At 68.2% G+C, this 20,216-nt stretch carries 21 protein-coding genes; 9 read left to right on the plus strand and 12 right to left on the minus strand.

What is annotated here, in order from left to right; all coding sequences use genetic code 11:
* Window positions 1-27: 27 nt before the first annotated feature.
* Both J4O73_RS15205 and J4O73_RS15210 read right to left on the minus strand, forming a co-directional pair.
* Window positions 28-357: a YidB family protein gene (locus J4O73_RS15205; RefSeq protein ID WP_426218608.1), complete on the minus strand. Its 330-nt coding sequence runs from the start codon at window positions 355-357 to the stop codon at window positions 28-30.
* Window positions 358-460: 103 nt separating this feature from the next.
* Window positions 461-871 carry a YidB family protein gene (locus J4O73_RS15210; protein ID WP_426218609.1) on the minus strand — a complete coding sequence of 137 codons (411 nt, stop codon included), beginning with the start codon at window positions 869-871 and terminating at the stop codon, window positions 461-463.
* A 111-nt stretch (window positions 872-982) separates the two neighbouring features.
* Here J4O73_RS15210 and J4O73_RS15215 point away from each other — a divergent pair, with 111 nt between their 5' ends.
* Window positions 983-1,882, plus strand: a complete 900-nt coding sequence (locus tag J4O73_RS15215; protein WP_426218610.1) for an alpha/beta fold hydrolase — start codon at window positions 983-985, stop codon at window positions 1,880-1,882.
* Between the two features lie 266 nt (window positions 1,883-2,148).
* On the plus strand, window positions 2,149-2,271 hold the full coding sequence (locus tag J4O73_RS15220) for a KGG domain-containing protein (protein WP_426218612.1): 123 nt from the start codon (window positions 2,149-2,151) through the stop codon (window positions 2,269-2,271).
* Window positions 2,272-2,284: 13 nt separating this feature from the next.
* On the opposite strand, the gene J4O73_RS15225 is transcribed toward J4O73_RS15220, so the two are convergent.
* Both J4O73_RS15225 and J4O73_RS15230 read right to left on the minus strand, forming a co-directional pair.
* Entirely contained in the window at window positions 2,285-3,643 is a 1,359-nt protein-coding gene (locus J4O73_RS15225; protein ID WP_426218614.1) for an ATP-binding protein, read from the minus strand.
* A 4-nt stretch (window positions 3,644-3,647) separates the two neighbouring features.
* On the minus strand, window positions 3,648-4,385 hold the full coding sequence (locus J4O73_RS15230; RefSeq protein ID WP_426218616.1) for a response regulator: 738 nt from the start codon (window positions 4,383-4,385) through the stop codon (window positions 3,648-3,650).
* Window positions 4,386-4,531: 146 nt separating this feature from the next.
* On the opposite strand from J4O73_RS15230, the gene J4O73_RS15235 reads away from it, so the two are divergent.
* The gene (locus J4O73_RS15235; RefSeq protein ID WP_426218617.1) at window positions 4,532-5,581 is read left to right on the plus strand and encodes an HpcH/HpaI aldolase/citrate lyase family protein; all 1,050 of its coding nucleotides are present in this window, start codon (window positions 4,532-4,534) and stop codon (window positions 5,579-5,581) included.
* Window positions 5,582-5,621: 40 nt separating this feature from the next.
* Here J4O73_RS15235 and J4O73_RS15240 read toward each other — a convergent pair whose 3' ends face one another.
* The 5 genes from J4O73_RS15240 to J4O73_RS15260 all read right to left on the minus strand — a co-directional run bounded on the left by J4O73_RS15240 (window position 5,622) and on the right by J4O73_RS15260 (window position 11,293).
* Window positions 5,622-6,539, minus strand: coding sequence for an ROK family protein (locus J4O73_RS15240; protein ID WP_426218619.1), 918 nt, complete (start codon window positions 6,537-6,539; stop codon window positions 5,622-5,624).
* Window positions 6,539-7,915, minus strand: coding sequence for a dicarboxylate/amino acid:cation symporter (locus J4O73_RS15245; RefSeq protein ID WP_426218621.1), 1,377 nt, complete (start codon window positions 7,913-7,915; stop codon window positions 6,539-6,541). The genes J4O73_RS15240 and J4O73_RS15245 overlap by 1 nt, the downstream gene beginning before the upstream one ends.
* 462 nt (window positions 7,916-8,377) lie before the next feature.
* Complete coding sequence (locus J4O73_RS15250; RefSeq protein WP_426218622.1) at window positions 8,378-9,352, minus strand: hypothetical protein; 975 nt, start codon at window positions 9,350-9,352, stop codon at window positions 8,378-8,380.
* Window positions 9,353-9,665: 313 nt separating this feature from the next.
* Window positions 9,666-10,073, minus strand: coding sequence for a peptide-methionine (R)-S-oxide reductase MsrB (gene msrB, locus J4O73_RS15255; RefSeq protein WP_426218623.1), 408 nt, complete (start codon window positions 10,071-10,073; stop codon window positions 9,666-9,668).
* Between the two features lie 44 nt (window positions 10,074-10,117).
* A complete protein-coding gene (locus J4O73_RS15260; protein WP_426218625.1) occupies window positions 10,118-11,293 on the minus strand; it encodes a YihY/virulence factor BrkB family protein in 1,176 nt (391 codons plus the stop codon).
* 115 nt (window positions 11,294-11,408) lie between these two features.
* Between J4O73_RS15260 and J4O73_RS15265 the strand changes: the two genes are divergently transcribed.
* The 5 genes from J4O73_RS15265 to J4O73_RS15285 all read left to right on the plus strand — a co-directional run bounded on the left by J4O73_RS15265 (window position 11,409) and on the right by J4O73_RS15285 (window position 13,997).
* Window positions 11,409-12,497: a UV damage endonuclease UvsE gene (locus J4O73_RS15265; protein WP_426218627.1), complete on the plus strand. Its 1,089-nt coding sequence runs from the start codon at window positions 11,409-11,411 to the stop codon at window positions 12,495-12,497.
* Window positions 12,498-12,545: 48 nt separating this feature from the next.
* A complete protein-coding gene (locus J4O73_RS15270; RefSeq protein WP_426218629.1) occupies window positions 12,546-13,097 on the plus strand; it encodes an RBBP9/YdeN family alpha/beta hydrolase in 552 nt (183 codons plus the stop codon).
* Window positions 13,098-13,160: 63 nt separating this feature from the next.
* Window positions 13,161-13,403 carry a CopG family ribbon-helix-helix protein gene (locus J4O73_RS15275; RefSeq protein WP_426218631.1) on the plus strand — a complete coding sequence of 81 codons (243 nt, stop codon included), beginning with the start codon at window positions 13,161-13,163 and terminating at the stop codon, window positions 13,401-13,403.
* Window positions 13,400-13,702: a type II toxin-antitoxin system RelE/ParE family toxin gene (locus tag J4O73_RS15280; protein WP_426218633.1), complete on the plus strand. Its 303-nt coding sequence runs from the start codon at window positions 13,400-13,402 to the stop codon at window positions 13,700-13,702. The genes J4O73_RS15275 and J4O73_RS15280 overlap by 4 nt, the downstream gene beginning before the upstream one ends.
* 67 nt (window positions 13,703-13,769) lie before the next feature.
* Window positions 13,770-13,997 (plus strand): hypothetical protein, encoded by a 228-nt coding sequence (locus J4O73_RS15285; RefSeq protein WP_426218635.1) that lies wholly within the window; start codon window positions 13,770-13,772, stop codon window positions 13,995-13,997.
* Between the two features lie 125 nt (window positions 13,998-14,122).
* Here J4O73_RS15285 and gyrA read toward each other — a convergent pair whose 3' ends face one another.
* Both gyrA and J4O73_RS15295 read right to left on the minus strand, forming a co-directional pair.
* The gene (gene gyrA / locus J4O73_RS15290) at window positions 14,123-16,840 is read right to left on the minus strand and encodes a DNA gyrase subunit A (protein ID WP_426218637.1); all 2,718 of its coding nucleotides are present in this window, start codon (window positions 16,838-16,840) and stop codon (window positions 14,123-14,125) included.
* A gap of 156 nt (window positions 16,841-16,996) precedes the next feature.
* The gene (locus J4O73_RS15295; RefSeq protein ID WP_426218639.1) at window positions 16,997-17,302 is read right to left on the minus strand and encodes a hypothetical protein; all 306 of its coding nucleotides are present in this window, start codon (window positions 17,300-17,302) and stop codon (window positions 16,997-16,999) included.
* 234 nt (window positions 17,303-17,536) lie between these two features.
* Between J4O73_RS15295 and J4O73_RS15300 the strand changes: the two genes are divergently transcribed.
* Complete coding sequence (locus J4O73_RS15300) at window positions 17,537-18,403, plus strand: S49 family peptidase (RefSeq protein ID WP_426218641.1); 867 nt, start codon at window positions 17,537-17,539, stop codon at window positions 18,401-18,403.
* Window positions 18,404-18,407: 4 nt separating this feature from the next.
* Here the strand turns inward: J4O73_RS15300 and J4O73_RS15305 are convergent, their stop codons facing one another.
* The gene (locus J4O73_RS15305; protein ID WP_426218643.1) at window positions 18,408-20,129 is read right to left on the minus strand and encodes a methyl-accepting chemotaxis protein; all 1,722 of its coding nucleotides are present in this window, start codon (window positions 20,127-20,129) and stop codon (window positions 18,408-18,410) included.
* Window positions 20,130-20,216 lie beyond the last annotated feature (87 nt).

The raw sequence follows: 20,216 nt of genomic DNA on the forward strand, positions 1-20,216 counted from the left end.
GGGCCGCCGTTTGCGTTTGGGCCACCCTCAGGCCTGCGGCGGTTGAAGCTGGCCGTTCGGGCTGTGCTGATCGACCGCCTCGGGCAGGGTCTTGGCCAGCGTGGGGAAGAGTTGCTCCACCGGGATGCCGAGCTTCGCGGCGATCTCGCGGACCTGGGCGTTGCCCATCACCTTCTGCAGATCGTCGGCGGTGATCGGCTCGTTCGGCCCCCGCCCGAGCCAGGAATTCACCTGCGATTCGTAGCCGCTCTTGCGTAACTGATCGAGCAGGGCGTTGAGGCCGCCGGGCAGCACCTGCTGCAAGATGCCCGGCAGCGCCTTCATCGCCATGTCGCCGAGGGAGCCGAAGATACTCATGTGTCGTCCTCCGCCGGGGCCGGACAGCCCGATCGGCGGAAGGATAATGGTGTTTCACGTTCGAGTCGTCGCAGCGCAGCGCGTAACCTGTGGTTCGGTCGCCTCAGCCTGCCGGTTTGTCGATCACCTGGGTGCTGGCGAAGACCGGCTGCGGTGTCAGGCGCCCGTTCTTGCTCACTCCCGTCACGGCAGCGGGCAGGAACTCCGCGAGGGCGACCGGCAGGCGTTCGCGGGAGACCGAAAGATCGGTCGCGAGGCTATCGGCGACGGGATCCGGGATGGCCTGCATCAGGGTCGAGGCCGGGACGGCGCGCGGATCGGTGCCGCTCAGCCAGGAATCGACCTCGGTGCCGTGACCGTCCTGACGGAGACGGTCGAGGAAGCCCTGGAGGCCGCCGGGGTAGAACTTGGCGAAGGCCAGAGGGATGTTCTGCCCCCCGATCTCCGCAATCGTCCGCTCCGTCGCCGCAGCGAGATCGCCGAGCACATCCTTCACCCCGTCCAAGAGCCCCATCGCCCGCCCGTCCTTCGATTGGAGAATGACGACGTAGGTCGGGCGCTGGACAGGTGCGGCAAGCCTATGCGACCCGATTGCTCGCGTGTCGAAGTAATGGAGCCTGGATCCATGGTGTCAGCCGGTGCCGAAAAGCACATCCGTGCGGGTGTTCTCGATGTCGCCTATCGCGAGATCGGTCCCGCCGATGGGCCACCTGCAATCCTGCTGCACGGTTTCCCCTACGACATCCATGCCTGCCTCCCGGCGGCCGAGATCCTCGCCGGAAGGGGCGTGCGCTGCCTCGTACCCTTCTTGCGCGGCTACGGCCCGACGCGCTTCGTCGAGGCCGCGACGCCTCGCTCCGGCGAGCAGGCGGCTCTGGGCGCGGATCTTTTAGCCTTCCTCGACGCGCTGGGCATTGGGCAGGCCGTTCTGGCGGGTTACGATTGGGGCGGGCGCGCCGCGTGCGTCGTCGCGGCCCTCTGGCCGGAACGGGCGCGAGGACTCGTCTCCGGCGGCAGCGGCTACAACCTGCACGACGTTGCACGCTCCTGCCGCCCCGCTGCGGCAGAGGCCGAATCCCGCCTCTGGTACCAATACTACTTCCACACCGAGCGCGGCCGCGCTGGGCTGACGGAGAACCGCGCCGGAATTGCGGAATTGCTCTGGCGGCAATGGTCGCCGAACTGGCACTTCGACGCCCAGACCTTCGCGCGCAGCGCGGCGGCCTTCGACAATCCCGATTTCGTGGAGGTGGTGATCCACTCCTACCGCGTGCGCTACGGCGTCGTGCCGGGCGATCCCGCCTATGCCGGGATCGAGGCGCGCCTCGCCGCGCAACCCACGATCACGGTTCCGACGCGGGTGCTGGAAGGGGGCGACGGCGGCGTCTTCCCGCCGAACTCCGAGACCGGCGACTCGGCGAAGTTCAGCGGCCCGTACCGCTACCGCCGCCTGCCGGGCATCGGCCATAACGTTCCGCAGGAAGCACCCGAGGCCTTCGCGGAAGCCGTGCTCGAATTGGTGTGAGGCAGGTCAGGTCGGCATCCTTCCAGACATGTGGCGGCTTCCGGGATTGCCTCGCCACCCTTGCGAGGACAGAAATTTGATTTGATCCATGCAGCCCGCCAATGCTTCGGCTTTATGGTGGGGCTTATTTTTGATTATGTTGTAAAACTATTTGGCGAAAGTCGCGACAGAATAGTTTATGCTAAATAAATATGCCAAGTGACTTTCGAGGCTACTTATCTGCTGAATGATTATCCTGACGTATCGAACAACAGGAAGATACGATCATGACGCAATCGTCTGGGAAGAGCGAGCATCGCGGCGGTTCCGGCAACTTCGCCGAGGATCGTGAGCGCGCGGCGGAAGCGGGCCAGAAAGGCGGCCAGAGCAGCGGCGGCGGCCAATCCTAGCCGCCGTCGTCGCTCACCCCGCCGCTCGCGGCAGGGTGAGCGTGAAGCATGCGCCCCCGAGGCGGCCTGCGCAGACGCCGATGGTCCCGCCATGGGCCTCGGCGATCTGGCGGGCTATGGCGAGCCCCAACCCGCTGCCGCCGGTCCGGCGGTTGCGGGAGCCTTCGATGCGATAGAACGGGCTGAAGATCGCGGCCGCCTCGGCGCTGCCGACACCGGGGCCGTCATCCTCCACCCGGAGGCTGCACGAGTCGGTCCCGGCCTCGACGGCGATCTCGACCCGGCCCCGGCCGAACTTCACCGCATTGTCCACGAGGTTGGCGATCACCCGGCGCAGGGCGACCGCATCGCCCGGCACCGTGGCTTCGGCCACCTCGTCGCCTGCCAGCACCACCGGCTGACCGAGCGCCGAGCGTTCGGCCGCCTCCACCGCCGCGAGGTCTGCGAGATCGACCCGCCCCCGGATCTGCGAGACGGTGGTGCCGCGCGCGAAGGCGAGCGAGGTCTCGATCAGGTCGGTCATGCCGTCGATATCGGCGGCCATGCGCTCGCGGCCCTCCGCATCCGGTAAGGATTCGGCGCGCAGGCGCAGGCGCGTCAGGTAGGTCTTGAGATCGTGCGAGATCGCGCCGATCAGGAACGAGCGCTCCTGCAGCAACGCGGCCACCCGTTCCTGCATGGCATGGACCGACCGGGCGAGGCGTTGCACGTCCGGTGCGCCCGTCACCGGGATCGGCCCTGCGGGAGGCGAGCCGTCGAAGGCTTCCGCCGCCGCGCTGAGACGGCGCAGAGGGCGCATCTCCCGCTGCGCGCCGAGCAGCGCGAGCCCCGCCACGGCGATACCGAGGATGCCGATCCAGAGGCCCGGCGCCAGCCCGAACAGGGTGAGGGAGAGGCCCCTCACCGGCTCGATCTCGTCGAGCACGAGCGTCTTCCCATCCGAAAGGCGGGCGGTGATCCGCACGGGGCGCGATCCCGTTCCCACGCCTTCCGGGTTGGCCAGGGCGCGGAGCCCGTCGTCCGGGCTGGGTTCCGGCCGGGGCAGCACCTCGGAGAAGGCGCGCAGCATCGCCTCGGCGCGGGGAAGGCGGCGCATTCCCTCCTCCTCGGGCGGCGGTGCATCCTGAATCGTCGCGTGGAGGCGAAGGCCGCTCACCGCCCGCAGGATCGTCGGCCGCAAGGCGGGTTCGGCGCGTGTGACGAGATCGATCACCCCCGCCGCCTGTTCCAGACGCGGATAGGGCGCCACCTGCGTGGTGCGGGTGTTCGTGCGCTCGATCCGGCCCAGCGCGATGGCGGCCACTATGACCGCGCCGAGCGCAGCCATCAGGATCAGCATGATCCGGCCGAGCAGGCCGATGCGGCTCAGCATCGGATCAGGCCGGGCGGACGGGGGCGGCGAGGATGTATCCGGCGTTGCGCACCGTCTTGATCATGGCCGAAACATCGCTGCCGCTCTCATCGAGGCGCTTGCGCAGACGACTGACCTGCACGTCGATGGTTCGATCGAACACGTCGGCCACGCGGCCCCGCGTCCAGTCGAGGAGCTGGTCGCGGGACAGGACCCGCTGCGGGCGGGTGACGAAGCACATCAGCAGGTCGAACTCGGCGCTGGTCAGGGTGATCTCGTGGGGCGCCGCGCCCTCCCCCGCCGCCTGGACCGAGCGCGCGGCCGGATCGACCACGAGGTCGGCGACGCGCAGCCGCTCCGCCGCCGTTGGCTCGGTTTGGGCTCCCCCGCCCTTCGTTCGACGTAGCACGGCGCGGATGCGGGCGAGCAGCACGCGGGGGTTGAACGGCTTCGAGACGTAATCGTCCGCGCCCATTTCGAGCCCGAGCACCCGGTCGATATCCTCGTCCTTGGCGGTCAGCATCACGATCGGCGGCCCGCCCTCCTCGCGCAGGCGGCGACAGATCGACAGACCGTCCTCGCCGGGCAGCATCCAGTCGAGCACGATCAGGTCCGGCGCCGGACCCTGCGCGAGCCGCCGGTCGAGGGCCGCGCCGCCGTCGAAGCGTTCGACGCGGAAGCCCTCTCCTTCCAGGAAACCGCCGAGCAGCGCCCGGATCTCGGGATCGTCCTCGACGATGGCGAGTGTGGTGCCCTCGTTCATGGGGGAAAGAATAGGCGCCGCCCTGCGCCCCGCAACGGTGGAAGCGCCGCCGTCACAAAACGTTACAGGACCAAGGCACGGCTTTACCTCGGCCGTTTCGGTGCCATAACGCCCTCACGAGGAACGCCAAGCCAGAAGGCCCGCCGATGAAACTGCCCCGCCGCTTTTTCCAGCCCCTCGCCACCGGCGCGCCGGCCCCCTACCGCGACCTGCCGGTGAAGCTGGAGCGGATGATTCACTTCGTGCCGCCGCACAACGACAAGGTGCGCGCCCGGGTGCCGGAACTCGCGGGCACGGTCGATGTGGTGCTCGGCAACCTCGAGGACGCCGTTCCCGCCGACCAGAAGGAGGCGGCGCGCAAGGGCTTCGTCGCCATGGCGCAGGCGACCGATTTCGCTGCCACCGGCACCGGCCTGTGGACGCGCATCAACGCCCTGAACTCCCCTTGGATTCTGGATGACCTGTTCACCATCGTCTCCGAGGTCGGCGACAAGCTCGACGTGGTGATGGTGCCCAAGGTCGAGGGACCGTGGGACATCCACTACATCGACCAGCTGCTGGCGCAGCTCGAAGCGCGCCACGGGGTCAAGAAGCCGATCCTCGTCCACGCCATTCTGGAGACCGCCGAGGGCGTCGCCAACGTCGATGCCATCGCCTGCGCCTCGCCGCGCATGCACGGCATGAGCCTCGGGCCCGCCGACCTCGCGGCCTCACGCGGCATGAAGACCACCCGCGTCGGCGGCGGCCACCCGGATTACCGCGTGATCGCCGACCCGGCGGGCGATGCCGCCCGCGCCAGTGCGCAGCAGGATTTGTGGCACTACACCATCGCCCGCATGGTCGATGCCTGCATGGCGAACGGCATCAAGGCCTTCTACGGGCCGTTCGGCGACTTTTCGGACGCGGCCGCCTGTGAGGTCCAGTTCCGCAACGCCTTCCTCATGGGCTGCGCCGGGGCCTGGACGCTGCATCCGAGCCAGGTCGCGCTGGCGAAGAAGGTCTTCGCGCCCGATCAAGCCGAGGTCGCCTTCGCAGCCCGCATCGTCGCCGCCATGCCCGACGGGACCGGCGCGGTGATGCTCGACGGCAAGATGCAGGACGACGCCACGTGGAAGCAGGCCAAGGTCATCGTCGACCTCGCCAAGCTCGTCGCGGCGAAGGACCCGGATCTGGCGAAGGTCTACGACCTGGGGTGAAGTCCCCTCTCCCCGCGTGCGGGGCGCGAAGCCCCGCGCGTCACACGGTCTCTGGTCCCCAGAGCCACGCGGCTCCGCGCACGCCGGAATCGTCGCCATGGAGGCTGGCTCGGACAGGGGTGTCGAACGTGTCCGAGAAGATGTGCGGTCGCATCGCGTCCGGCAGGCCCGCGATCAGCTCGGGTAGTCGGGAGAGGCCGCCGCCGATGACGATCACATCCGGATCGAGCACGTTGACCACCTGAGCCGCTGCGCGACCGAGCCGTTCCAGGTGCAGGGCGAGCGTGTCTCGCGCTGCCGCGTCGCCCCTGCGCGCAGCCTCCACCACCGCCTCGGCCGTCGGTACGCCACCATGGCGTCTCGCATGATCCGCCGCCAGCGCCGGGCCGGAGACCCAGGTCTCGACGCAACCGTGCCGTCCGCAATAGCAGGGCGGGCCCGGTCGCTCGTCATCGCGCGGAGCCGGAAGTGGGCCGTGGCCCCATTCCCCGGCGAACCCGTTGCGGCCCGGATGCAGCCGACCGTCGAGGGCGAGACCGGAGCCCACGCCCGTGCCGAGGATCACCGCCCAGACCACGCGAGCGCCCGCGCCCGCCCCGTCCGTCGCTTCGGAGACGGCGAGGCAGTCGGCGTCGTTGGCCAGCCGAACCGGGCGGTCGAGCCGCGCGGCGAGGTCTGCCTCGAAGGGTTGACCGATCAGCCAGTGGGAATTGGCATTGCGCACGAGGCCGGTGGCGGGCGACACGCTGCCTGGCATGCCGATGCCGACGCTGCAGAAGCGGCCCGCCTCCCGCTCCAGGCGCAGGACGAGGCCGGACACTGCCGCGAGCGTGGCGCCGTATTCGCCCCGCGGGGCCGGGATCCGCGCCTGCGCGAGGCGCGTCCCGTCATGGTCGAGGACGACCCCGGCGATCTTCGTGCCGCCGAGGTCGATACCGAGCCGTGCCTGCGACGGCATCACTCCGCCGCGGCGACCTTCGTCTCGGTCTTGACCGGCGCGGGCGGGCTATCCGTCACGGCGGTGCCGATGGCGATGGGGTTGGCCATCACCTCGTTGAGCTTGTTCCGGTCTAGCTCGCCCTCCCAGCGGGCGACGACCACGCAGGCCACGCCGTTGCCGACGAGGTTCGTCAGGGCGCGGCACTCGGACATGAACTTGTCGATGCCGAGAACCAGGGTCATGGCCGCTACCGGGACGGGTGTGTTCGGGATGGCCGACAGGGTCGCGGCGAGGGTGATGAAGCCCGCGCCCGTCACGCCCGAGGCCCCCTTAGAGGTCAGCATTGCCACGAGGATGATCGTCGCATACTGGCCGACCGTCAGATCCGCTCCCACCGCCTGCGCGAGGAAGAGGGTGGTGAGCGTCATGTAGATGTTGGTGCCGTCGAGGTTGAACGAGTACCCGGTCGGGACCACGAGACCCACGACGGAGTCCGACGCACCGAGGCGGCGCATCTTGGTCATGATGTGCGGCAGCACCGTCTCGGAGGAGGAGGTGCCGAGCACGATCAGCAACTCGTCCTTGATGTAGGCGAGGAACTTCAGGATCGAGAAGCCCGCCAGCCGCGCGATGGTGCCGAGCACCAGCAGCACGAAGAGCAGCGAGGTCAGGTAGAACGTGCCGACGAGGGCGCCGAGGTCGTAGACCTTCTGGATGCCGTACTCGCCGATGGTGAAGGCCATGGCGCCGAACGCGCCGAGCGGCGCGAGCTTCACGATGATGCCGATGATGCGGAAGAAGATCTGCCCGGCCGTATCGATGGCGCTGCTGACGGCGGCGGCCCTCTCACCCAGCCCGGTGACGACGCAGCCGGTCAGGATCGAGATGAGGAGCACCTGCAGCAGGTCACCCGTGGCGAAGGCATCGAAGAAGCTCTTCGGGATGATCGCCATGATGTGGGCGACGGTCGAGTCGGCGGCGGCCTTGCTCGCGTAGGTCGCGACCTTGCTCGCATCGAGCTTCGTCGGATCCGCGTGGAAGTTCGCACCGGGCTGGACGATTTCACCGACCACGATGCCGATGAGCAGGGCCAGGGTCGAGACCACTTCGAAGTAGATCAGAGCCTTCAGGCCGACGCGGCCGACCTTCTTCAGGTCTCCGATCGAGGCAATGCCGTGGACGATGGTGCAGAAGATGATCGGCGCGATCATCATCTTGATGAGGGCGATGAAGGCGTCGCCGAGCCACTTCATCGACTTGCCGGTGGCGGGATCGTACCAGCCGAGCAGGATGCCGAGCGCGATCGCGATCAGCACCTGGATGTAGAGCACCTTGTACCAGGGCTCCTTGGGGGCGGCGGCGGTACTGCCTGCCGCATGGATCGCCTGCGCCATGCTTATGTCCTTCTCGCGCGATCCCGCGCTCTCCCTATGGGTCACGCTAGCGGCCTTCGGCAGCGTTCTCAACGCCGTCCGGGTCGTCTGCCTCGGGCGCTTCGTGACAAAAACCCGTCTATTGACCCTGCTGAGCCACGTTCACCGCAGCCGCGCGGGATTACGGCACGCGCAGAGACGTAGCCGTGCCGGATGCACTGCCACAGACTTCGAGGAACGTCACGGGGATGGCGGGACCGCCGACGGAGGGCTGGTCTTCACCGCATGTCACGGCCTGGGGGCCAACCCGTTCCCGCTCTCCGGGAGCTCTCGCGGGGCCGCCGTGATCATCGGGCCTTGAACGTCCCGGCACGCATCGCGGCGCGCCGGATCCTGGGGGCTTGGAACCTCTCACAGAACTCCCCCTGCGCCGTCGAGGCCAGGGGGAGAACATCCAGTGAAAGGGAGTTTTGTCGGGAGTTCTTAGCCCTGGGTCTGGGTGCGGCGGGGACGGACGGTCCACCGCTCGAACACGGCGCCCGGATCCTCCTGCTTCTCGGCCTGGGCCGGGTTCTGGTGGATGGCGGCGCCGAGCGCGGCCGACAGGCTCTCGATCACGTCGTCGATACGGGCATCGCCGTGGACAGCCTCGGCCGGAGTGGCGGAAGGCTTGGCCTGCTCCTCGGCGCGCGGCTCCTCGTGATGGGGCTCCGGCGCGGGCTCGTGATGCACGACCGGCTCGGGAGCCGGGGTCTCGGCGATGGCCGGAACGGGCTCGGGCGCGGGCGGCACGGGGGCCGGAGCCAGGATCTCGGGCTCAGGGGCGGTCAGGACGGGGGCTGCCGCCGGGGCGGCCGGAGCCGAAGTCGGGGCCGGACGGCGCAGGGTGCCCGCAAGGGTATCCAAGCTGTCGCTGGTCCGGGGCGAGGCGCCGTACCGGCCGAAGCCGAAGCGCGGCTCGATCAGGTCCAGCACCGCGTCGAGGGCGGCGTTGCTGAGGGACAGTTCGGACGTCGCCGGAACGCCCTGGATGGCCAGGGCCGAGCGCTCGAAGGTCGGCTCGCTGGTCACCTCGCGGCCGAACCAGATCGGCGCCTGGAAGGCCGAGGCCTGGGACTCGTCGTCGAAGGTCACGCTTACGAGGTCGAGGCTGCCAGGGGAGACGTAGCGGTCGATGATGATCTCACGACCGCCGGAGGCCATGGTCGTGCGGTCGTAGGCGGCCTTGCCGGGGCAGACGTCCAGGAGGGCGTCGCCGTGAGCGCGCGGCACCTCAGTGCGCTCCTCCACGCCGTTATTGACCAGGATGAGCTGGCAGGCCTGCCCATCCACGCGGACGAAGGAATTGCGGCCGCCCTGCGGGGCGAAGTGACCCTCGGTGATCCGGCTGCTGCCACGCTCCTTGCGGATGAGGCGGACCAGGGCCGGGGCGACGAGGAACCTGCGGGTTGTGCTCATGGACTGTTTCACTCCTCACGCCCTGCCCGGCGTGGCGCTCGGGAACGACCGATGAGACCGGCCACCTTCGACGCACCGGGTCGAGTGCAAGCCGAGCGAACGGTTCGGCGGGTATTCCCCTATGTTGCGATGCAGAACACTTAAGCCTGACTTGAGCGTTCCACGGCACGCAGAAGGCGAACCCCGTAGTCTATAAAGCGACTACGCATAATGACGCCGAAATCAAGGCAGTGCCCTCGAAGCGAGCGGGATTGGGGGAGAACTTTCCCCATGATCCCCGCATGTGGATACCCGCTCGCCTGAACTTGCCCGGTCAGGCCGGTTCGAAGGACAGGGCCGCGCCGTTCATGCAATAGCGAAGGCCGGTCGGAGCGGGGCCGTCCTCGAAGACATGGCCGAGATGGCCCTTGCAGCGGGCGCAGTGAACCTCCGTGCGGACCATGCCGTAGCTGCGGTCGCTGGTGGTCTCGACCGCGCCTTCGAGGGGCGCGAAAAAGCTCGGCCATCCGGTGCCGGACTCGTACTTGGTGCCCTGCTCGAACAGGGGTTGGCCGCAACCCGCACAGGCGAAGGTGCCAGCCCGTTTCTCGGCGAGCAGGCAGGACGTGCCGGCCCGCTCGGTGCCGTGCTCGCGCAACACGCGGTACTGGTCCGGGCTCAGGCGCGAGCGCCACTCCTCGTCACTAAGAACCTCGGGGGCGGTGGTGGTGCTGTCGGACATGGGGATCTCCTTCGCTCCCCATATAGGGAGCGCGTCGGGCACCGTCAGGCGGCGGCGCCCACCGTGTCGGCCATCCGCGCCTGGCGCGCGCCGAGCGGCAAGGGCTTGCCGGTGGTGGTGTCGCGTCCTGTCTGATGTTCGATCTCGGCGTTGATCTCGCCGCCGAGCAGGACGATCGTCGACGAGATCCAGATCCACGTCATGAAGCCGATCACCGCCCCCAGCGACCCATAGGTCTCGTTGTAGGTGCCGAAGTTCGACACGTACCAAGAGAAGAGCAGCGAGGCGATGAGCCAAAGCAGCCCCGCGATCAGGCTTCCCACGCCCACCCATCGCCAGCGGGCATGCTCGCGGCTCGGGCCGAAGCGGTAGAGCACGGACAGGGCGCCGAGGATCACGACCAGCATCGCAGGCCAGCGCAGGGCGGCGATCAGCCACGCTTCGGAGCCGAGCCCGAGAAAATTGAGCACCACCGGCACGACGACGATGGCGTTGAGCGCCAGCACGATGAAGAACAGCCCGCCCACGGTGAAGGTGAGAGAGCGGAGGTTCAGCATGAAGAAGTTCCGCTTCTCTTCTTCCTCGTAGACCACGTTCAGGGCATCGAACATCGCCTTCATCGCGGCGTTGGCGCTCCAGATCGAGACGAGCAGACCGGTGAAGAAGGTCAGGCTGAGCGTGCCGCTGGGCTTGGCGGCGATCCGCTTCACCTGATCGCCGATGATCTCGACCGCGCCGGTCGGCAGCACCGCGTGAAGCTGCGCGAGATGGTCGTTGATGACGTTGGCATCCGCGAACAGGCCGTAGAGCGTGACCAGGGCGATGATGCCGGGGAACAGCGCGAGCAGGCTGTAGAAGGTGACGCCCGCCGCCACGGCGAGCACGCGGTCCTTGATGAATTCGAGATAGACTCGGATCGCGATATCGCGCCATCCGGCTGCGGGAATATCCGCCGGGGTCTCGGCGTGGCGGCCGCGCTCGGGTTGCGTGGCCGCGATGAGCCGGGCCGCCCGACCCTCGATGGAGCGCGCGCCGCCATTCGTGGCGCGCTGGCGGTCTGCCTCCGCATCCGGCTGCGGCACGGGCGTCGCGGGTTGCGGATGGGCCATCCGCCGAGGCTGAGCGACGGCCAGGGCGACCAGCGCCGTGCCGAGCATCAGGACCCAGAGGGTGGAGGCTTGGTCTGGCGATCCGCCTGGGCGGGAGGAAGGCGTCGTCATCGAGGTTTTTGGCCGGGCCGGAGGTGGGCGGTATTGCCACGCTCCCATCAGGCCAAACGTCGGCGTCGTCACCGCGTTCCGCGTGACCGAAAGGCGGCTCGTGCGTTGGGACGGGATGCAAAGCCATGCTTCACCCTCCGTCCCACCGCCGAAGGCCCGCCTCGGCTTCTGCTGCACCTTCGTGCTCGATGAGCCGCCGGGCACGCATGCCACCCTGAAGGCCGCGCGCGAGGCGACCCGCGCCATGAACCTCACCACCGTGACCATGGCGCACCTCACCAAGCTCGACGCCTCCGCGCGGCGGGACAAGCTCGCCGGGGTGGTGGCGCACAACCTGACGGCGCTCGCCCGGCAGATCGCCTGGGTCGGCGCCCGCCCGCCCCTCGAACGGCTCCTGCGCATGGGGAGCAACGTTCTGCCGGGCTACACGCACCTTGCCGTGCAGGCGCTCTATGCCGAGCCCGATCTGCGCAAGGTCGTCGAGACCGGCCTTGCGGAGGCAGGCGAACTCGCCCGGCGTCTCGGTGTGCGCCTGAGCTTCCATCCCGGCCCGTTCTGCCTGTTGGCGAGCCGCAACCCGGCGGCGATCGAGAATGGGCTGTCCGAACTCGACTACCACGCCGAGTTGTTCGGTCTGATGGGCTATGGCGGCGGCTGGCATCCGCATGGCGCCCACATCAACATCCATGTCGGGGCGGGCGACCCCGGCGTCGCGGGCTTCCGCGAGACCCTGCCCCGTGCGAGCCGCCTCGCCCGGGACCTCGTGACGGTGGAGAACGACGAGAACCTGTTCGGTCTCGATGAGGTGCTGCGCCTCTCCGATCTCGTGCCGGTGGTCCTCGACCTGCATCATCACTGGGTGGAGAGCGGCGGCGCCTATCTCGAACCGGACGATCCGCGCATCGCCCGGGTGATCGAGTCCTGGCGTGGGGTGCGGCCAGTCGCGCATATCAGCGTCTCGCGGGAGGCCGTCATCGCCGATGGGGCGGAGGATCGCCTGCCGGACTTCCCCGCCCTGCGTGAGGCAGGCCATTCCGTACGCGATCTTGCGGCCCATTCGGAGATGATGTGGAACCGCGCCGTCAACGACCTCGTGGCCCGCCATCTTTCGTGGGCCGATTTCGAGATCGAGGCCAAGGCGAAGAACCTCGCTTCCATGCAGATCGCCGCGCAGATCTCGAGGCTGGAGGCCGCCGCCGCATGACGGCGCGAGGCTTGCGCGGCGCGGGCGCCCTGCACTAGGCATCGCACCATGAAGACCGCCGATTGCGACATCCTGATCGTCCCCGGGCTCGGAGGGTCCGGAGAGGGTCATTGGCAGGCGCGGTGGGCCGAGCGCCTCCCGACGGCGCGTGTCGTCTCTCAAGACGATTGGCACGTTCCCACTCCTGAAGCCTGGTGCGGAAAGGTGGCCGAGGCGGTGGCGCAGGCCACACGGCCGGTCATCCTCATCGCCCACAGCCTCGGCGTGGTCGCCTGCGTCGAAGCTGTCCCACTCTTCCCCGAAGGCGTGGTGCGCGGTGCCCTGTTCGTGGCCTTCCCCGATGTCGAGGAGGCTCCGGACCTGCCCGATCTCGTCCGTGCCTTCGCCCCCGTGCCACGCGATCCCCTGCCCTTCCCGGCGCTCGTGGTGGCGAGCCGCACCGATCCCCACTGCGCCTACGATCGTGCCGACGATTTCGCCCATGCCTGGGGCGCCCTCACGGTGGATGCAGGGGAATCGGGCCACATCAACATCGCGAGCGGCCATGGACCCTGGCCGGAGGGGTTGATGCGCTTGGCGGGGTTCTTGAGGGGGTTGTGAGGGCCGATGGCTCGTGGTGGCAGGCCTGCTTGCCGGGACGGAAGTGACGCGTAGAATAAGGTTATGGCACGTGTGCTGATCGATCCCACCGCCGTCGCTTTCCTCGATCCGGCTCGCCGTAGCGCCCTTGTCGCGCTGGCTGAGACCCAATCGCGCTCGCCCACCGACCTCCTGAACGAAGCTATCGATGCTCTGGTCGATGCCGACCGGTGGCATCGTGCCGAGATCGAAGCTGGTTTGCGCGAGGCCGATGCCGGTGATTTTGCCTCAGCCGAAGAGGTCGAGGCCGCGTTCGCCCCACGGTGAAGATTAGGATCACCCGGCGTGCCCTGCGCCATCTCGATGAAGTCAGGGCCTATATCGCCGTCGATAATCCCGCTGCCGCCAACAAGACGATTGCCCGCTTGCGCGAGGCAATCAACGGTCTGACGCTCTATCCCGAGCGTGGCCGCCCGGGACGCATCGTTGGAACACGCGAACTCGTCGTCTCGGGAACTCCCTACATAGTCCCCTACCGCTTGACCGGCGACGCGATCGACATTCTTGCGGTCTTGCACGGCGCGCGTGCCTGGCCGGGATCACGGCCCATATCGCGACCGCGTTAACCCCGCGTTTACCCACGCGGCGTCGAGTGGCGGCTTGGGGCGGCTGGTTTCGCCCCCGGAGAGCCACGTGACGCGCAAAGAGCTTCTCGCCCGCCTCGACGCGGTCCAGACCGCCCTGGGTCCTCGGGCCCACAAGACCTTCAACTCGTCGCTGTTCAACGACGCGGCCCTCTTGAAGCGGATCGAGGCGTTCGAAGCCCAGGTCGGCGAGCCGGAAAAGCCGAAGGCCGCCGATTACACGGGCAACATGTTCTCCCGCATCGCCAACCGGCGGGCTGCGACCGCCGGGCGCTGAACGCCCGGCGTCCCTGGAGCCGAAACCGACCTGATCGTATCAGGTCGGCGGCTCTCGTTTCTGACCGCAGCAAGTTTTCTCACCGCGAACCGGCATCCCCTTCATCGGGATGCGCTCCAGGGCTGTCAGGCCGTTTCGGCCTCGCCCTCGCTGTCCTCCTCACCCTCGATATGCTCCACCGAAACGACCTTCTCGGTCTTATCGGTGTTGAACACGGTGACGCCCTGTGAGGCGCGGCCGACGATGCGGATATCGTCCACCGGCACGCGGATGAGCTGGCCGCCATTCGTGACCAGCATGATCTGGTCCGAGGTCTCCACCGGGAACGAGGCCACGAGGTGGCCATTACGGGCGTTGACGCGCATGGCGGTGATACCCTTACCGCCACGCCCCGAGGTCCGATATTCGAAGGACGAGGACCGCTTGCCGAAGCCGCGTTCGGAGATGGTGAGCACGTATTGCTCGGCCGCGCCCATCTCGGTGTAGCGTTCGGTCGAGATCGCGGCCGCCTCGGCGCCCTCCTCCGGCTCCTCGTTGCCGTCCTCGGCCTCGCCTGTCACGGCGCGGCGCATCTTGAGGTAGCTCGCGCGCTCCTCGGCGCTGGCATCGAAGGCGTTGAGGATCGTCATCGAGATCACCCGGTCGCCTTCAGCGAGGTTGATGCCGCGCACGCCGGTGGAGTCGCGGCCCTTGAACACGCGGACATCCTCGACCGGGAAGCGGATGCACTGGCCGAGCGCGGTCGTCAGCAGCACGTTCTGGTCCGGGCGGCAGATCTCGACATGGACGATGTGGTCGCCCTCATCGAGCTTCATGGCGATCTTGCCGTTGCGGTTCACCGTGGTGAAATCCGACAGCTTGTTGCGCCGGACGTTGCCGCTGGCGGTGGCGAACATCACGTCCAGCGTCTCCCAGGACGATTCATCCTCGGGCAGCGGCATGATGGTGGTGACGCGCTCTGACGTGTCCTGCAATTGCAGGATGTTCACCAGCGCCTTGCCACGGGCGTTCGGCGCGGCCATCGGCAAACGCCACACCTTCTCCTTGTAGGCTTGGCCCTGGCTGGAGAAGAACAGCACCGGGGTGTGAGTGTTGGCCACGAAGAGCCGCGTGACGAAATCCTCGTCACGGGTCGCCATGCCGGAACGGCCCTTGCCGCCGCGCCGCTGCGAGCGGTAGGTCGAGAGCGGGACGCGCTTCACATAACCCGCGTGGGACACGGTGACGACCATGTCCTCCTTCTGGATCAGGTCCTCGTCCTCGACGCTCGAGTCGTAATCGACAATCTCGGTGAGGCGCGGCGTGGCGAATTGCTCGCGCACCTCCGCGAACTCCGCCTTCACGATGCCCTGGATCCGCGCCCGCGAGCGCAGGATGTCGAGATAATCCGAGATCTCGTCGGCGAGCTTCTTCAACTCGTCGCCGACCTCGTCGCGGCCCAGAGCCGTGAGGCGCTGCAAGCGGAGGTCGAGGATCGCCCGGGCCTGGGTCTCGGACAGCCGATAGGTGCCGTCCTCGGCCACCCGGTGCCGGGGATCGTCCACCAGGGCGATGAGCGGGGCGATGTCGTGGGCCGGCCAGTCGCGGGCCATCAGCGCTTCGCGGGCGGTGTTCGGATCCGGCGAGGTGCGGATCAGGCGGATCACCTCATCGATGTTGGCGACCGCGATGGCGAGGCCGCACAAGACGTGCGCGCGCTCTCTCGCCTTGCCGAGGAGGAACTTGGTTCGGCGGGAGACGACCTCCTCGCGGAAATCCACGAAGGCCTGAAGCAGGTCCTTCAGGTTCATCAGCTCCGGGCGACCGCCGTTGAGCGCCACCATGTTGCAGCCGAAGGAGCTTTGCAGGGGCGTGAAGCGGTAGAGCTGGTTGAGCACCACCTCGGCCATGGCATCGCGCTTGATCTCGACCACGATGCGCATGCCGCTGCGGTCGGATTCGTCGCGGAGGTCCGAGATGCCCTCGATCCGCTTCTCCTTCACCAGCTCCGCGATCTTCTCGATCAGCGTCGCCTTGTTCACCTGATACGGGATCTCGGTGAAGATCAGCGCCTCGCGCTCCTTGCGCAGCTCTTCGACATGCGACTTGGCGCGCATGATCACCGAGCCGCGCCCGGTGGTGTAGGCCTGCCGTGTTCCCGCGCGCCCGAGGATCATGCCGCCGGTCGGGAAGTCCGGGCCGGGAACGATCTGGTTCAGTTGCTCGATGGTCAGGCCCGGCTCGTCGATGAGAGCGATGCAGGCGTCGATCAACTCGCCGAGGTTGTGCGGCGGGATGTTGGTCGCCATGCCGACGGCGATGCCGCCGGCCCCGTTGACGAGGAGGTTCGGGAACCGCGCGGGCAGGACGAGGGGCTCCTCGCGCGACTCGTCGTAGTTCGGTCCGAAATCGACGGTGTTCTTGTCGATATCGGTGAGGAGCGCGATGGCCGGCTTCGCGAGGCGGGATTCGGTGTAGCGCATGGCCGCCGGCGGATCGCCGTCGACCGAGCCGAAATTGCCCTGTCCGTCGATGAGCATCAGGCGCATCGAGAAGTCCTGGGCCATGCGGACCAGGGCGTCGTAGATCGATTGGTCGCCGTGCGGGTGATAGAGACCGATCACGTCGCCGACGATGCGGGCCGACTTGACGTATTTGCGCTCCGGCAGGTGCCCGGATTCGAAGGCCGAATAGAGGATGCGGCGGTGAACGGGCTTCAACCCGTCGCGGGCATCCGGCAGCGCGCGGCTCACGATCACGCTCATCGCGTAATCGAGGTAGGAGCGGCGCATCTCGTCGGTGATGGAAACGGGGCGGATGTCGCTGGCGGGCGGCGGGGCGCCCGTCGGATCGGTCTCGGCCAAGTTGTCTGTCCGTCTGTGTCCGGGCCTCTGGCAGCGTCCTGCCGGGGCCACGCGGGGCGCTTTGGAAGCGCAAAGATATCAGACGGTTGGTTAAGTCTTTTCGCGTGCGCGCGCAAGGCGCGCCCCTGCCCTCCGGCAGGGACGCGACCCTGTCACTCAGTAGAAGAAGGCCGGGCCGCGACGGTAGCCGTAGTGGCGGTGGCCCCAGCCACGGTGATGGCCCCAATGGCGGCGGTAGCCGTAATGGGGACGCCAGCCGTAATGACGGCGCCAGCCATAGTGGCGGTGGCCCCAATGGCGGCGGCGGCCGTAATAGTACTGAACGTTTTCCACGGCGGCGGCCGGGGCGGTCTGGGCGGCGGCCATCGGCACGGGGAGCGGAGCAGCGCTCACCGGGGCGGTGGTCGGGCCGAAGAAGAAGGCGGCCAGCAGAAGCAGGAGCGGCAGTCTCAAGGAGCGCATCGTCTCGTCATCCTCCCAATATCGGAACACGGTCCGCGGGAAAGGCGGTCCGTTGGCGAGCAACGGCGCAGGACGCGAAACGGTTCGCTTGTTCCTGCATAGCTTGCAGTGCCGACTACGCAGACGGCTAACCGGAAGTGACTCGCGGGGGACACGGCGCCGCATCGGCCCTTGCGGATGCGGACTGAAATCCCATTATGCCGAACCTCGATCAGATCCGGCGAGTATCCCTTCATGTCCGCGCTGTCCGAACGTCTCCGCGCCCTGCTTCCGGGCCGCCTGCGGAACCGGCGCCCGCGCGTCGCGGTGGTGCGCCTCTCCGGGGCGATCGGTGCCGTCTCGCCGCTGCGGCCCGGCCTCTCCATCGCCGGGGTGGCGGGTAGCCTGGAGCGGGCCTTCACGTTGCCGGGGGTGAAGGCGGTCGCCCTCGTCATCAATTCGCCCGGTGGTTCTCCCGCGCAGTCGCACCTGATCCATCGCCGGATCCGGGCGCTGGCTGAGGAGAAGTCCCTCCCGGTCGTCGCCTTCGTGGAGGATGTCGCGGCCTCGGGCGGCTACATGATCGCCTGCGCCGCCGACGAGATCGTCGCGGATCCGACCTCGATCGTCGGCTCCATCGGCGTGGTTTCGGCGGGGTTCGGCTTTCCCGGCCTCCTGGAAAAGCTCGGCATCGAGCGCCGGGTTCACACGATCGGCGAGGCCAAGGCCATGCTCGATCCGTTCCGTCCGGAGGATCCCGCCGATATCGAGCGCCTGAAGCGCATCCAGGCCGACGTGCAGGCGCTGTTCACGGAACTCGTCTCGTCCCGTCGCAAGGCTCTGCCGGTGGGCGAGAATCTGTTCACCGGGGCGGTCTGGACCGGTCGTCAGGCCCTGCCGCTCGGCCTCGTGGATGCGTTGGGAGACCTGCGCGGGACGATGCGGGCGCGCTTCGGTGAAAAGGTCGAGCTCGTGGTCGTCGCAGAGGCTCGGGGTGGCCTCATCAGCCGCCTGCTCCGGCGGGGAGCGCCCGGCAAGATCGGCGAGGCGGCCGCCTCGCTCCCCGCAGAGGCCATGGCGGCCTTCGAGGAGCGGGCGGCCTTCGCCCGTTACGGTCTGTAGATCGTCAGGCCGCGACCTGCGCCAGGAACTGGCCGATCTCGCTTTCGAGTTCCGAGGCGACGGCGTCCACGGAACCCGCGGCCGCGGTCACGGTCTCCGCCAACCGGGCCGAGCGTTGGGTCGCGTCGCTCACCACGTTCATCCCATGGGCGATGGCACCGGTCGCCCCGGCCGTCTCCGCGACGTTACGCGAGATCTCGGCCGTGGCATCCCCCTGGGCGGAGACGGCGATCGTGATCCCGGCCGTGGTCGCCTGAACCGCGCGCATCTGCTCGCCCATCCGGCCGATCGCGGCCACCGTCGTACCCGTCGCGGCCTGGACGGCGCCGATCTGGTCGGCGATCTCCTCCGTGGCACGGGCAGTCTGCGAAGCGAGCTGCTTCACCTCGGCGGCGACGACGGAGAAGCCGCGCCCGGCCTCTCCGGCTCGGGCGGCCTCGATGGTCGCGTTGAGGGCGAGAAGGTTCGTCTGTTCGGCGATGGTGCGGATGAGGCCCACGACGGTGCCGATCCGAGCGGCAGCTTCAGCCAGCCCGCCGATCTGCAACTCCATGGCGGCGGATTCCCCCGCCGCCGACGAGACCAGGGATTCCGCTTGGCCGAGCTGGCCGCCGATCTCGGAGATGGAGGCGGTGAGTTCCTCGGCGGCGCTCGCCACCGTCTGGACGCTCGATGACGTTTCCTGAGACGCCCGCGCCGTGTCCGCGACGGCGGACGCAGCCTCCCCGGCGCTCAGGCGCATCTCCTCTGCCCGGCCGCGCATGTCGCCCGTGCTGAGAGTCAGTGTCCCTTTCAGCGCATCCACGCGGCTGCGGAAGGCGGCGATGGTCTGGTCGAGCATCATCCGGCGGCGCGAGGCCAGTTCCGCGTCGCTGCTCTGAAGGCCTTCCAGTTCCCGCGCCCGGCGCACGGCCTCGCGGAGCGTTTCCAGGGAGCGAGCCACGGCGCCGATCTCATCGCCCCGCCGCATGTCGCCGACCGGGCTCTCGGTATCACCCGCCGCGAGCGCCTCGATGCGGCTCGACATCGCGGCGAAGGGACGGAACAGACGGGAGGCCGCGATACCGACGACGGCGCAGGCGACGATGGCGATGACCAAGGCGGCGATGCCGAGGCGGCGCATCGTGTCCCAATAGGCGTCGTAATACATCTCGATCGGAAGGCCGGTGAAGAGAACGCCGTTCACCTTGCCCGCGCCATCGAAGACCGGCTGATAGACTGTGTAGAACCGGCGCCCGAACAGGATCGTCGGGCCCTCGTAGGTCTGGCCCGCGCGCAACACGGGAAGTGCCGGGCTGTCGGCCGCGAGCGCGGTGCCGACCGCGCGGGAGCCATCCTCCTTGCGCACGGTCGTCTGGCGGCGGACGAAGGCGTCCTTGGCCGCGTCGTAGGCGAACACCGTGGCGACGCCCCCGGTATAGGCGACCGCGTCGTCCACCACCGAGGCGTCGGAGAATGCTGTCAAATCGGCTGCGGTCACGCGCGAAACCCGCGGCCCGTCGAGGTCCGCCTTCGCCCCCGGAAGGCGTCCGGCAAGGACGAGAGCGAGCGTCCGCAGGTTGCGTTCGCCATTGAGACGCTGCCGGTCCTCCATCTGCGACCAGGTTTGGCGCGACATCGTGAACCAGATCGCGCCCGTTGTCAGAGTGACCGCGAGCATCGCGAGCAGGATGACTTTGGCCGAGAGCGTGAGAGCCTTGGACCTGCGGCGAACGAATGCAGACATGACGGTATCTCGATAATCGAAGACTCGTCATTGGCTCCCGACTTTCAACGATTGCTTAAAATCGTCGAATTCCGTTCACGGTGTCGT

Origin of the sequence: Methylobacterium sp. NFXW15, from assembly GCF_049887755.1 — a bacterium.
In the GTDB taxonomy this organism is placed as follows: Bacteria; Pseudomonadota; Alphaproteobacteria; order Rhizobiales; family Beijerinckiaceae; genus Methylobacterium.